Source organism: Halorubrum sp. ARQ200 (assembly GCF_005435115.1).
Classification (GTDB): Archaea; Halobacteriota; Halobacteria; order Halobacteriales; family Haloferacaceae; genus Halorubrum; species Halorubrum tropicale.
The window spans coordinates 52,470-65,676 of sequence record NZ_SGTZ01000016.1 but is presented as its reverse complement, the minus strand read 5'-3'; the positions used below and the strand labels follow the sequence as shown (position 1 = coordinate 65,676).

12 protein-coding genes are annotated in these 13,207 nt (G+C 73.4%); 6 read left to right on the top strand and 6 right to left on the bottom strand.

The genetic code is table 11. The annotated features are described in order from the left end of the window. The first annotated feature begins 46 nt into the window (after positions 1 to 46). The gene (locus EXE50_RS15430) at positions 47 to 706 is read left to right on the top strand and encodes a DsbA family protein (protein ID WP_053770192.1); all 660 of its coding nucleotides are present in this window, start codon (positions 47 to 49) and stop codon (positions 704 to 706) included. Between the two features lie 43 nt (positions 707 to 749). Here the strand turns inward: EXE50_RS15430 and EXE50_RS15425 are convergent, their stop codons facing one another. The 4 genes from EXE50_RS15425 to EXE50_RS15410 form a co-directional block, all read right to left on the bottom strand. Continuing rightward, complete coding sequence (locus EXE50_RS15425; RefSeq protein ID WP_121600395.1) at positions 750 to 1,610, bottom strand: phosphatase PAP2 family protein; 861 nt, start codon at positions 1,608 to 1,610, stop codon at positions 750 to 752. Further along, positions 1,607 to 3,475, bottom strand: a complete 1,869-nt coding sequence (locus EXE50_RS15420) for an ABC transporter substrate-binding protein (RefSeq protein ID WP_121600396.1) — start codon at positions 3,473 to 3,475, stop codon at positions 1,607 to 1,609. The genes EXE50_RS15425 and EXE50_RS15420 overlap by 4 nt, the downstream gene beginning before the upstream one ends. A 108-nt stretch (positions 3,476 to 3,583) precedes the next feature. Continuing rightward, positions 3,584 to 4,777, bottom strand: coding sequence for a hypothetical protein (locus EXE50_RS15415; protein ID WP_137705487.1), 1,194 nt, complete (start codon positions 4,775 to 4,777; stop codon positions 3,584 to 3,586). An 82-nt stretch (positions 4,778 to 4,859) separates the two neighbouring features. Next, on the bottom strand, positions 4,860 to 5,162 hold the full coding sequence (locus tag EXE50_RS15410; RefSeq protein ID WP_053770196.1) for a hypothetical protein: 303 nt from the start codon (positions 5,160 to 5,162) through the stop codon (positions 4,860 to 4,862). A gap of 114 nt (positions 5,163 to 5,276) precedes the next feature. On the opposite strand from EXE50_RS15410, the gene EXE50_RS15405 reads away from it, so the two are divergent. Both EXE50_RS15405 and EXE50_RS15400 read left to right on the top strand, forming a co-directional pair. Next, entirely contained in the window at positions 5,277 to 5,708 is a 432-nt protein-coding gene (locus EXE50_RS15405; protein ID WP_121600398.1) for an HIT family protein, read from the top strand. Positions 5,709 to 5,788: 80 nt separating this feature from the next. After that, positions 5,789 to 6,607: a CpsD/CapB family tyrosine-protein kinase gene (locus EXE50_RS15400; protein ID WP_137705486.1), complete on the top strand. Its 819-nt coding sequence runs from the start codon at positions 5,789 to 5,791 to the stop codon at positions 6,605 to 6,607. Positions 6,608 to 6,631: 24 nt separating this feature from the next. Here EXE50_RS15400 and EXE50_RS15395 read toward each other — a convergent pair whose 3' ends face one another. Continuing rightward, on the bottom strand, positions 6,632 to 7,153 hold the full coding sequence (locus EXE50_RS15395; protein ID WP_121600400.1) for a hypothetical protein: 522 nt from the start codon (positions 7,151 to 7,153) through the stop codon (positions 6,632 to 6,634). A 163-nt stretch (positions 7,154 to 7,316) separates the two neighbouring features. On the opposite strand from EXE50_RS15395, the gene EXE50_RS15390 reads away from it, so the two are divergent. Next, complete coding sequence (locus EXE50_RS15390) at positions 7,317 to 8,321, top strand: transcription initiation factor IIB family protein (protein ID WP_137705485.1); 1,005 nt, start codon at positions 7,317 to 7,319, stop codon at positions 8,319 to 8,321. Between the two features lie 340 nt (positions 8,322 to 8,661). On the opposite strand, the gene EXE50_RS15385 is transcribed toward EXE50_RS15390, so the two are convergent. After that, positions 8,662 to 9,507 carry a DUF6293 family protein gene (locus tag EXE50_RS15385; protein ID WP_053770201.1) on the bottom strand — a complete coding sequence of 282 codons (846 nt, stop codon included), beginning with the start codon at positions 9,505 to 9,507 and terminating at the stop codon, positions 8,662 to 8,664. A 128-nt stretch (positions 9,508 to 9,635) separates the two neighbouring features. On the opposite strand from EXE50_RS15385, the gene EXE50_RS15380 reads away from it, so the two are divergent. Continuing rightward, positions 9,636 to 11,285, top strand: a complete 1,650-nt coding sequence (locus EXE50_RS15380; RefSeq protein WP_137705484.1) for a GTPBP1 family GTP-binding protein — start codon at positions 9,636 to 9,638, stop codon at positions 11,283 to 11,285. A gap of 220 nt (positions 11,286 to 11,505) precedes the next feature. After that, positions 11,506 to 13,161 (top strand): ABC transporter substrate-binding protein, encoded by a 1,656-nt coding sequence (locus EXE50_RS15375; protein ID WP_137705483.1) that lies wholly within the window; start codon positions 11,506 to 11,508, stop codon positions 13,159 to 13,161. Positions 13,162 to 13,207: the final 46 nt, after the last annotated feature.

The following is a 13,207-nucleotide window of genomic DNA, read 5'->3' as shown; positions in this document are numbered from 1 at the left end:
TGCCGTCGCCGAACGGCCTTTTCGGCTCCGCGGCGTACCGGCGGGCATGGCAACCGACTCCGACGCCGCGGCCGGCGCCGACGAGCGCGAGGCGATCACCGTCTACTCCGACTACGTCTGTCCGTTCTGCTACCTCGGTCGGCGGTCGCTCTCGCGGTATCAGGAGACGCGCGAGGAGCCGCTCGGGATCGACTGGCACCCGTTCGACCTCCGCGCGGGACAGCGCGGGCCGGACGGCGAGATCGACCACGACGCCGACACCGGGAAAGGCGACGAGTACTACGAGCAGGCCCGCGAGAACGTCCGGCGCCTCCAAGCGGAGTACGGCGCCGACGAGATGGAGCTCGAACTCGCGACCGAGGTCGACTCGCTGCCCGCGCAGGTCGTCTCGGTCCGCGTGCGCGAGACCGCGCCGGACGCGTGGCTCGCGTTCGACGAGGCCGTCTTCGACGCGCTGTGGCTTGAGGGCCGGGACATCGGCGACCGCGACGTGCTGGCCGACATCGCGGCGGAGGTCGAGGGGCTCGGCGCGGGCGTCGTCGACGAGGCGCTCGGCGACGACGACCTCCGCGAGCGCGTGACCGACATGTTCGACGCCGCGCGGCGCCGGGGGGTCTCCGGCGTCCCGACGTTCGCGTACGACGGCCACGCCGCCCGGGGCGCGGTCCCGCCCGAACAGCTCGAACGGCTCGTCGAGGGCGTCTGATCGGGACGAGATCGCCGCGCCGACGGGACGCCGGAACGGGCGGTCAGTCGCCCGCGCCGGCCTCGGACCGGTCCTCGCTCGCGTCGCTCCGCGACTCGACGGGGTCGCTCCGCGGGTCCACGAGGCGGAACGCGAGCGCGACGCAGCCGAACGCGAGCGCGAACCCGGCGACGACGTCGGTGAGCCAGTGGATCCCGAGGTACATGGTCGCGACGACGACCGACAGCGAGAGCGGGACGGCCAGCGGCGTCCACCGCGGGAACGCCTCGCGGGTCAGGACCGCGAACGTCCCCACGGTGACCGCCAGCGACGTGTGGAGCGACGGGAAGACGTTCGTGTTCACGTTCACCTCGCTCGCGAGGCGCATCACGTCGGGCTGGTTGGTGAACAGGAGCGGCGTCACCATGTCGGGTATCACGTTCCGCGGACCGTAGGCGAACACGAGGGTGTACAGCGCCAACCCGATCCCGTAGTTGAGCGCGTAGGCGACGAGGAGCCGCCTGAGCGCCGTCGTCCGCGGGAGCGCGAGGTACGCGATCACCGGGAACGAGAGGAGGAAGGCGTAGCCGTACACGTACACCCACGAGAAGTACGCGGTCAGCGCGGGGGTCGCGAACGTCGCCTGGACCCACGCGACGAACCCGCCCTCCAGCGCGTAGATGAGCGCCGTCGCCTGAACGCCGAACAGCCTGGAGACGGTCTGGAGCGAGCCCCGGCCGACGGCGCTGGCGAGCAGCACCACGCAGACGAGCGCGATCGCCCGACGGGCGTCCCAGATCCGGTCGCGGAGCCCGCGCCACGCCGCCCGGAGCCGGGCGGGACCGACCACCGCGAGCGACGCGGCGGCGAGCATCGCCCCGACCCACGCGACGACCGACGCGACGACCGAGAGGAACGGCGTCATTGGCCCCGCGAGAGCAGCCGCCCCTCGTCGTCGAAGCGATACCCGATCTCGCGGAACGCCTCGCGGGCGGCCGCGACGTCCAGCGACCCGTCGTCGTCGAAGAACGGGTGGACGGGGTCGGTCCCGTCGGTCCACGCGAGCGACTGCGGCACCGCGTCGGGCGACGCCGCCAGCGGCGACGCGGCCGCCTTCGCGTACCCGTCGAACGCCCCGTCGACGAGCGCGGCCTTGTCGATCAGCCGGGCGACGACCGCCCGGAATCGGGGGTTCGACAGCGGGCTCCGCCGCGCGTTGTAGCCGACGTGGTAGAACGCCGCCGACCGGCCGCTCACGAGCCTGGCGGCGTCCGAGCGGCCGATCCGCGGGACGGACGCCGGGCCGAGGTTCGCGGCGGTCGCGTCCGCGAGCCCCTCGGCGACCGCCTCCACGGCCGAGATGTCCGACGGGAGCACCTCGACGCGGAGCCGGTCGAAGGCCGGCTTCCCGTGGTACCGCGACGGGATCCCCGCGCGGGGGGCCGCCGTCTCGTCGTCGGCGTCCGGCGCCGGGCGGACGAGGAAGTGGTCGGGGTTCCGTTCGAAGACGACCGACTCCTCCGCGGTCGCCTCGACGAAGCGGAGCGGGCCGCTCCCGACCGGGTCGGGGTTGTTCGAGACCACCGCCTCCGTCGTCTCGAAGTCGAACTCGAAGCCGGCGATCGTCGCCGCCTCGGTCCGGTCGGCCCAGACGTGTTCCGGGAGGACCGGCACCTGAAGCGCCCGGGCGGCGACCCGGTCGTTGACTTCGGGCAGCGTGAGCCGGACGGTCGCGTCGTCGAGGGCGCGCTCGTCCTCGACGAGGGAGCTCCGCCCGCGGAACCGCGGCGTCGGCACCGAGGTCTCGACGCTCCCCAGCGAGGTGTCGCGGAGGAACCGGTAGGTGAACGCGACGTCGTCCGCCGTCACGGGCTCGCCGTCGTGCCACCGGGCGTCGCGGAGCGTGACGTCGACGGCGGTCGCGTCGACCCGCTCCCAGTCGGCCGCCAGCCACGGGAGGATCGACTCCCCGTCCGCGCGGACGAGCGGGTCGTACAGCAGCCCGGTGAACGTGCCGTGCCGCCGGAACTCGGCCGCGATCGGGTTCCAGTTCTGCGTGATCCGGTCGTCGGTCGTCACGAGCCGGAGCACGCGCTCGGACTCGTCGTCGGCGTCCGCGGCCGTCGCGTTGCCGCCGGTCGCGTCGCCGTCGCCGGCCGATCCGTCCTCCGGGGGCGCGGGGTCCAGGCCGAGCAGTCCGGAGACCGACACCGGCTGGCGGTCCTCCGTCCAGCCCTCGAAGCGGTCCCCTTGGACTGCGGTGAGGGCGTCGGGGAACGCGACGACGGAGAAGGGCTGGAGGTCGCACACCGTCTCCTGGAGCGCGGCGACGGCGTCGCTCCGTTCGTCGGCGGTCGCTCGGCGCTGTCGCTCCAGCAGGTCGTCGACCGCGATCTCCGTGAGCCCGAACGGGTTCTGCCACCCCGGCTCCGCGACGAACCGCGAGTGGGTCAGCCCGTACAGCGCGTCCGGGTCGAAGGGGTCCGTCTCCACGAACTGCCCGACGTAGACGTCGAAGTTCTGGTTTATCAGCACCTTCCGCCAGAGGTCGGTCTGTCCGACGGTGTTGAGTCGGACGTCGACGCCGACGGCGGTCAGGTGCTCCTCGAGCTGCCTCGCGATGCGGATGCCGTTCGGGTCCGCGTCCGCGGGCGTGGTGTTGATCTCCAGGGTCAGCTGCGAGTGGGGGTCCCGTCCGGCGATGTTCTCCGTGCGACCGAGACAGCCGGCGCTGGCGGCCGCGAGGCCGAGTCCGGTGAGCGCGGCTCGTCGGCTGATCGGTCGCGCCATCGGTTCGTCTCCCCCTGTTTTCCGCCACCGGATATATCTCTTCTGTGCTGTCGGCGCGCCGAGAGGTCGCGTCGAGGGCGCTGGGCGCCGCGATCGTCCGTGACGCCCTCAGATCAGGTCCGCCAGCGGGAGCGCCAGGCCGACGGCCCACGCCGACAGCCCGGCGACGGCGACGGGTCGGTCGGCCGTCGCCCGCCCGATCGCGACCACGGCGAGCGCGGCCAGCAGCGCCACCCGGTGGACGATGAGGTCGGGGGGAACGGTCACCCCGAGCGCCGCGAAGTCGGCGAGGAAGCCGGCGCCGAGGCCGACGACGACGGCCGCGGCGGCGGCCGCCGGGTCGGACCGCGGCGCGCGCCGGGCGACCAGGGCGGGCAGCCCGGCCGCGAGGACGAGGTACAGCGGGGCCGCGATGGCCTTCGGCGACACGGCCGGGAACGTCGTCTCCAGCGCCACGCCCGCGACGCGGACGCCGACGAGGACGGCACCGAGCGCGACCCCGAGTGTCGCGGCCGCGGCGTGTCGCCGCGCGTCGGTCCGCAGCCGGCCGAGGAGGTCGACGGCCGCCTCGCGGGTGCGCCGGCGGAGCAGCGCCCCGGCGAGGGCCGCGGTCGCCGCCAGCTCGATCACGGAGAGCCAGCCGTCGCTGCGCCCGCCGTCGATGCCGCGGTACTCGCGGCGCACGTCAGTCGCGCGGCCCGACTCGACGAAGTCGTCCTCCAGCCGCGTCGCGGGCGCGTCGATGTCGGGGACCGTGTGGCGGAGCCGGAGCCAGTCGTAGTACTCCTCGTGGGCCTGGATCGCGGTGTAGGCGCCGTCGGGCGACTCGTACGCGCGGAGGTGGTCGCGGACGCCGAGGTACCGCCCGTCGTGGAGCTCGAACGTCTCGGCGAGCCACGCGCCGCCGTCCGGGCCCTCGACGTAGGAGTAGCGGAGCGAGCCGCGGGCGTCCCGCCAGTCGCGGCCGACGACCTCGCGGAGCTGGTCGTCGTCGCCGGCGGTCGCCGCGGCCTCGTCCGGGGGCGTCTCCTCCCAGTCGGTGCCCGGGTCGCCCTCGATGGCGGCCCGGGTCGCCTCGGCGTCGGCGTGGAAGACGACGTTGATCGCGAGGGTCCGCCCCTCGACCGTCCGGCTCCGGCTCGTGTACGGCCAGAGCCGGTAGTCGCCGTCGACCTCGATGAGCCGGTCGTCTGCGACATCGTCCACCCGCGGCTCATCGGCGACGCCCGCGAAGGCCCCGGAGAGGGCGAGCCCGACCCCGACGACGGCGAGGAGCGCGACGACCGCGCCGACCCGGTTCATGCGCCGCACCACGGCGCCGGGGAACAAACCCCTTCGGGCGGGACGCGGCGCGACCGCCCGGGCGTCCCGCCGGTCCCGGCGCTCACCACGTCTCGACGAACCCGTCGCGGACGTCCTCCGCGCAGCCCTCGCAGTCGGGGTGTCCAGACTCGAAGCAGGCGGGACGCCCCTCGTCGTCGACCGGCACGGTCCGGCGCTCGGCGTGGCGGCGGCAGACGATTCGGGCGCGCCCGGCGTCGTCCGTCGGCAGGCCGAACCGCGCCGCGGCGGCCGCGCTGCCCTCCGGGTCGTCGCGCCCCTCGGCGTAGGCGCGTCTGGCCTCCTCGAACTGCTTGCCCGCCTTCCGGAGCTGCTGGCGGATGACGCGTTCGAGCCGGTCGTCCATACCGCCCGTTTCGGCGCGGCGGATATAGGTCCGTTGGCGGCGGGGAGTGGGCGGACCGCCCCACGCCCGCCGCCGCGGGAAACCTTGATGAGAGCGCCGAGCGATCGGTCGGCCATGTCCGACGACTGTATCTTCTGTTCGATCGTCGCCGGCGACATCCCGGCGCGGACCGTCCACGAGACCGACGCCGTGCTGGCGTTCCTCGACGCCAACCCCCTCGCGCGCGGCCACACGCTGGTGATCCCCAAGTCGCACGCCCGGCACGTCGGCGACCTCGACGCCGACCTCGCGAGCGACCTGTTCGACGCGGTCGCGGCGCTCACGCCCCGGATCGAGGCGGCGGTCGACGCGGACGGCGCCAACGTCGGCGTCAACGACGGCGAGGCGGCCGGCCAGGAGGTCCCGCACGTCCACGTCCATATCGTCCCGCGGTTCGAGGGCGACGGCGGCACGGCGATCCACGCGGTGGCGGGCGCCCGCCCCGACCTCTCGGACGACGAGCTCGACGCCGTCGCCGACGAGGTCGCGACCGCGATGGCGGAGTAAGGGGACGAGCCGCGCCGCGGTCCGGCGAACCGCGGCCCGGCTTCGCGATTTTTACAAGCGACCTCCGGCGAGGGCGGCGTATGAACGCGACGACGCTCGCGCTGGTCGGGGCGACCGGCGGCGCGGGGACGACGCGGACGGCTGTCGAGCTGGCGGCGATGGGCGCGCGCGACGGGGCCGAGGTCGCGGTCGTCGACGCCGCGTTCACGACCCAGGGACTCTCGGAGTACGTGACCGGGCGGATCGACCCCGACCTCACCGCGCTCCTCACCGACGACCCGGACGCGGCGCTGTCGGCGGCGGCGTACCCGATCGCCGGCGCCGGTGCGGCCGCCGAGCGTCCCGGGGTCGGCGACTCCGGCGACGACGGGGGGAACGCGACGGACCTCCCCGGGCGCGTCGACGCGGTGCCGGCGCGGGCCCCCTTCAAGCGGGTCGCGCGGGCGAAGACGGCGGAGGCGGCCCGGAAGCTGGAGCGCCGGATCGACGAGGCGGCGGCGACGTACGACGCGGTGGTCGTCGACGCCGCGCCGGTCGGGTCGAACGAGGCGGTCGCGGCCGCGACGACCGCCGACCGCGCGGTCGCGGTCAGGCCGGCGACGGCCCACGGGCGCGACGCGGCCCAGCGGCTCCGCGGGCGCGTCGCCGACGTTGGCGGGGGCCTCGACGCGACGCTCGCCGTCGAACGGGCGGGGTCCGGAGACGACGAGGACGACGGGAGCGAGTCCGGCGTCGTTCGCGTGCCGGCGACCGATCCGGACGTGGCGGCCGCACCGACGGCGGCGACGGGGGACGGCGCGTACGCGCGGGCGGTCGCGACCGCCTACGAGGCGGCGTTCGACGCGTCGCTCGGCGTGGAGTTCCCGGAGCCGGGGCTCGTCGAGCGGTTCACGCCCTGAGACGAGTTGAGGAAGAGCCGCGGTTCAGCGGAGCCCGTCGGTCGAGCCGAGCGCGTCGCCGAGTGGGTCGTCGGCGCCGAGGCCGTCGCCGAGCGGCGCCGACCCGGCGACCTGCGCGTCGACCGCCTCCGCGAGGGGCTCGACGGGGTCGTGGGTCTCGACGTACGTCGCCAGCGCGAAGTCCGCCTCGTCGCCGCCGGCGAGTTCGACGGCCTCGCTGCGCGAGGTCCGGCCGGCGAGCCAGTCGCGGACCACGTCGCGGCCGGTCGGCGAGAGCGGGCAGACGCCGGCGACGCCGCACCGGTGGAGCGCCTTCGCGGCGGTCATCGGGGAGACGCCCGCCTCGCGGGCCGCGTCGCCGACGCTCCGGCCGGCGGTGTAGGCGTCGACGAGCGTGGCGGTCGCCTCGGGCGTACACGGGAGCGCGTCGGCGTGGGCCGACAGGCGGTCGACGAGCGGCGTCTCCGTGTCGTCCGCGAGGGCCACGCCCCGATCGCGCTGGCGGGAGGTGACCTCGACCCCCGCCGCGATCTCCGACAGCGTCATGCGAGGCGATGGCGCGGGCGGCGGGTTAAAACCACCGTACTGCGGCGCCGTCGGCCGCGCGATCACCGACCGATAACCGGTCGGTTCGGCGGCGCCGATCCGGCCGATCGATCGCCGATTCGCCCGGGTTTAAGTAAGGCATCGGGCCGGAGTTCGACGTGTGATGAGTGACGCACGCTCCACCCGCGTTCGTTCGCCCCGGACCGAGACCGACGACGCCGCGACGACGGACCGCGCGGCAACCGCCGACCGCGCCGCCGTCGCGGAGCGGAGCCCGACCGGCGACGGGAGTCGGACGGCCAACGAGACCGGCGACCGCGAGACGTGTCCGGAGTGCGACGGCCGCACGCGCGTCGAGGACGCGGAGCGCGTCTGCGCCGACTGCGGGCTGGTCGTCGAGGCGGACCGGATCGACCACGGCCCCGAGTGGCGGTCGTTCGACGACGAGGACACGGACCCGAAGCGCACCGGCGCGCCGCTGACGCGGTCGCGGCACGACCGCGGCCTCTCGACGGAGATCGGTCGGTCGACGAAGGTGAAGGGGCGCAAACGCCGGCGGCTCGCCCGGATGCGGACTCAGCACAACCGCGCGCAGATCTCGACGAAGCGCGACCGCAACAAGGTGTACGCCTACACCGAGATCCGTCGGCTCACCGGCGTCTTGGAGCTGCCCGACAGCGTCCGCGACAGCGCCTGCGCGCTGTTCGACTCCGCGCAGGAGGAGAGCCTGCTCCGCGGGCGCTCGCTCGAAGGGTTCGCCGCGGCCTGCGTCTACGTCGCCTGCCGCACCGCCGACGTGGCCCGCACCGTCGGCGAGGTGTGCGCCGAGGCGAAGGCGACGGAGGACGAGCACCGGGCGGCCTTCGACGCGATGAACCGCGAGCTCGGCCTCCCCATCGCGCCGAGCGGCCCGGCGGAGTACCTCCCGCGGTTCGCCAGCGACCTCGGCTGCGACCCGGCCGTCGAGCGCCGCGCCGGCGAGCTGGCCGAGCGCGCCGTCGAGGAGGGGATCGCGAACGGCCGCAACCCGGTCGGCGTCGCGGCCGCCTGCCTCTACACCGCGGCCCGCGAGCTCGACGCCGAGTGTACCCAGCAGGAGGCCGCCGACGCCGCCGGCGTGACGCCGGTGACCGTCCGGCGGACGTACGTCGACCTAACGGAGGAGTGAGGACGCGGCGGAGAACGGCGACGGCGGCGCCGTCGCCTCGTGACGATCCGTCGGACGGCCGCGGCGGCGTCAGCGGGGACCGTCGCCGGCCGGAAGCCGGCGGCGACCGACCGCCGCCGGTTGGGGGCGGCGACCGACCGCTGATAGCGGACAGGCGGTGTGGAGGGCAGGGAGGGCGCCCCGACCGCCCGGCGGGCGTCACGCATCTGTATCGAAGGGCGGGGCACAATTCTACGTTAGCCGTCGATAGTACGGACGGACCGAACAACACGTTTGAATCGGACCGGTCACGCCGTGCGTGTCGGAGCCACCGTTCGGCGAGCGAGCGAGCGCGGCCCCGCTACCCGTCGATCTTGTGTTTGAACGCGAAGAAGACGCGGCGACCGACCTCGGTGAGCCGGACGGTGTCGGACCGACCGATGTCCTCCAACTCGACGTAGCCGCGCTCGCGCAGCGGCGAGAGCACGTGCGTCTCCAGCGCGCGGTACTTCGCCGTCCGGCTCTCGCCGGCCTCGCGGAGGAACGTGAGGCCGCGCTCGCGCGCCCACTCGATCAGGTTCCACTTGTCGGTGGTCAGACTCTCCTCCGCGCGCTCGTGGAGCCGACCGAGGACGGCCACCTGGTCGGTGGTGGGCGCGTCCATCGGGTAGATCGGGAGGTCGACGGTGCGGGCGACGCCCTCGGTGAGCGGCTCCTGGCGCCGGTCGTGCCGGTGGCGCTCGGGCTCGACGCTGTACGGGCGCGCGCCGACGATCATACAGGCCAGCGCGACGCCGACAGCGGCGATCCGCGGCCCGGTCGAGACGTTCCCGAAGAGCCGGTCGCCGTCCTCGGCGCCGGCCCGGTGGCGGGCGGCGACCGTCGTCGTCACGCCGAGCACGTCGTACACGTCCGCGAGTGCGACGGGGATCGGCCTGACCTCGGCGAACTCGGCGACGGCCGTCCACGCGTCGCGCTGGTAGTCGGTGAGCCCGTCGGGGTCGACGCGCGTGTCCGCGGGGTCGGCGGCGCCGGCCGCGTCGAAGTCCACGTCGCCGCGGTCCCCGTCGCGGTCGGGGGCGTCGACGAGGAGGTAGGCGACGTCGGCGCCGTGGCGCCGGAGGGGTTCGACAATCCGGTCGCGCTCGTAGCCGAGCGGGACCACGTGGACGCGGCGTTCGGCGACGCTGGGGACCGAGGTGTCCATACAGTCGTTGTCCGCGGCGGTCGGTTAAATAGCTCGCCGGAGCGCTCCGGAGGAGCAGCGAGCAATCACGTGTCGTGGGGGCACGTACCACGAAAACCGTTAAGCCCGGCCCTCGCCTACGATCGGACATGAGCGCTGACCGGTCCGCCCTCAGGCGGGCCATCGAGCGCGGCGAGCGGGATGGCGGCGCGATCGAGTTCAAAGAGCGGCTGACGCGGGAGGTCCACCTCGCGGACGGGCGCATGGAGTCGCTGGTCGCGCAGCTCCGGCACCGGGTGCTCTCCGGCGACGGCGAGGCGACGTACGTCCTCGGAGTCACCGACGACGGCGGGCTCGCCGGGATCTCCCCGGAGGCCTTCTCCGAGACGATGGACGTGCTCTCCCTCCTGGCCGACGAGGCGGACGCCCACATCGCCGACGCCGAGACGTGGAGCGCCGGCGACGGCGGCGACGGCGACGAGGCGGGGCTCGTCGGCCTCGCGACCCTCCGCGACGGCGGCGTGTTCGAGGCCGACGAGGACCACCTCGTGGTCGGCACCGCGGGCCACGTCGACCACGGGAAGTCGACGCTGGTCGGCACGCTGGTCACCGGGCGCGCCGACGACGGCGAGGGCGGCACGCGTGGCTTCCTCGACGTCCAGCCCCACGAGGTCGAGCGGGGCCTCTCAGCTGACCTCTCGTACGCCGTGTACGGGTTCGCCGACGACGCCGACGAGCCGGTGCGGATGGACAACCCGCACCGGAAGGCCGACCGCGCGGGCGTCGTCGAGGCGGCCGACCGGCTCGTCTCCTTCGTCGACACCGTCGGGCACGAGCCGTGGCTGCGGACGACGATCCGCGGGCTGGTGGGACAGAAGCTCGACTACGGACTCTTGGTCGTCGCCGCCGACGACGGGCCGACGAAGACGACCCGCGAGCACCTCGGGATCCTCCTCGCCACCGAGCTGCCGACCGTCGTCGCGGTCACGAAGGCGGACGCCGTGAGCGACGAGCGGCTCGCCGCGGTGGAACGCGAGGTCGAGTCGATGCTGCGCGACGCCGGGCAGACGCCGCTGCTCGTCGGCCGCCACGGGGTCGACACCGCGGTGGCGGAGGTGGGCGACGGCGTCGTCCCCCTGCTGCGGACCAGCGCGGTGACGAAGGACGGGATCGAGACGCTCGACCGGCTGTTCGAGCGGCTCCCGAAGCGGGCGACGCCCGACCGCGAGACGTTCCGGATGTACGTCGACCGCAGCTACAAGGTGACCGGCGTGGGCGCGGTGGCGTCGGGCACGGTGAACTCGGGGACCGTCGAGACCGGCGACGAGCTCCTGCTCGGCCCCATGCCCGACGGCTCGTTCCGCGAGGTCGAGACGCGGTCGATCGAGATGCACTACCACCGGGTCGACAAGGCGACCGCCGGGCGGATCGTGGGCATCGCGCTGAAGGGCGTCGACGAGGACGAGATCGAGCGCGGGATGGCCCTGGTCCCCCGCGACGCGGAGCCGGACCCGGTCCGCGAGTTCGACGCCGAGGTGATGGTACTCAACCACCCGACCCGGATCCAGGAGGGGTACGAGCCCGTGGTCCACCTCGAGACCCTCTCCGAGGCGGCGGCGTTCTTCCCGGAGCAGGGGCGACTGCTCCCGGGCGACACGGGCGAGGCGCGCGTCCGCTTCAAGTTCCGCCCGTACCTGGTCGAGGAGGGACAGCGGTTCGTGTTCCGCGAGGGGTCGAGCAAGGGGGTCGGGACCGTGACGGACACCGACAGCGACGGGGCGTCGTCGGACGGGCGCTGAGCGGTCGCCCGGCGCGGCGCGCGCGAGGGTCGAACGCTCCGGCCGACGCGTCCGACCGCGGACCGACCGGCGTATTTCGGATCCCGGCAGTCGTTTCTTCCTGATTCGGACGGCGTTCGTGGAAAAGAATACGCACAAAATGATGATAAATCAACCGGAGATGACCGTATGGGCAGGGCCTCCCAAAATACTTATTAGAGTGAAACAAGAGGACGGTTGTATGCGTCGACAACACACACAACGCATTTCGCGACGAAAGGTCCTCGCCGGCGGCGCGGCCGGCACCTCGCTCCTGCTCGCCGGGTGTGCCGGCGGGGGGGACGGCGGCGACGGGTCCGACGGCGGCGACGGCGGCGACGGGTCCGACGGCGGCGACGGCGGCGACGGGTCCGACGACGGCGACGGCGGCAGCGCCCCGACCCTGTACTTCGCGCAGGCGAAGGGCCCGCTCGACATGGACCCCGTGGTCATGAACGACGTGCCGTCCGCGCAGATCGCCGGGCGGATATTCGACGGCCTCTACGAGTACGGCGACGGCGTCAGCCTGGAGCCGAAGATCGCCGCGGACATGCCCACCGTCGAGCGCGACGGTACGCGGTTCATCGTCCCGATCCGCGAGGACGCCCAGTTCCAGAACGGCGACCCGGTCACCGCGGAGGACGTCGTTCACACGATGATGGCGCCCGTCGAGGAACAGACCGAGAATGCCTCCGAGGTGGACATGATCGACACCGGGGAGGTCGTCGACGAGACCACCGCGCAGTTCGACCTCAAGTACCCGTACGGCGCGTTCACGATCGCCATGGCGCGGAACGTCGTCAACGCCTCCGTGCGGCAGGAGGACACCGAGGCGTACAACATGGACCCGGTCACCTCCGGGCCGTTCAAGCTCAGCGAGTGGGAGCCGGAGAGCTACGCGACGCTTGAGCGGTGGGACGACTACTGGGACAGCGACAACCTCCCGGAGATTGGCGCCGTCGAGTTCGAGCCGATCGTCGAGCAGACGACGCGCGTCACCGAGCTGGAGACCGGGAACGTCGACATCATCGAGTCGATCCCGCCGCAGCTGTACGAGACGGTCGAGGCGAACCAGAGCGCGACGCTGACCGAGGAACCGGGCATCGGGTACTTCTACCTCGCGTTCAACTGCGGCGAGGGACCGACGAGCGACCCGCTCGTCCGCGAGGCGGTCGACTACTGCGTCTCGATGGACCAGGCGGTCGAGAACTTCGTCGAGCCGGCCGGCGTCCGGCAGACCAGCCCGTTCCCGTCCTCGATCTCCGAGGAGTGGGACTTCCCGACCGACGAGTGGTCCGACATCCAGCACGATCAGGACCTCGAGGAGGCGCAGGCGCTGTTCGAGGAGGCCGGCGTCCCGATGGACTACAACTGGCGGATCATCGTGCCGCCGGACGACAAGCGCGAACAGATCGGCATCTCGATCGGCGACGGGCTCCAGAACGCTGGCTTCCAGAACGTCGAAGTCCAGCGCCTCGACTGGGGCACCTTCCTCGACGCGTACGTCACCGGCAGCGAGGACGACTACAACATGTACACCCTCGGTTGGTCCGGCTCGCCGGATCCGGACACGTTCGCGTACAACCTGCTGAGCCAGGAGACGGAGGGCGTGACGAACGGGACGTTCCACGACTACGAGGAGGCCTCGCAGAAGCTGACGCAGGCCCGCGAGTCGGCGGACCGCGAGGAGCGGCGGCAGCTCTACATCGAGGCGACGACCTCGCTGCTCGAGGGGCGCGTCCACCTCCCGGCGTACAACCTGAACAACTCCTACGGCGTGCGCAACGTCGTGGAGGGCTTCAGCTCGCACCCGATCTCGACGGAGATCCAGCTGGGCGGCGTCACGGTGACCCGGTAATCGGACGCGCCGACCGAGAGATCGGATCCGCGGAGCGGACCCGGGC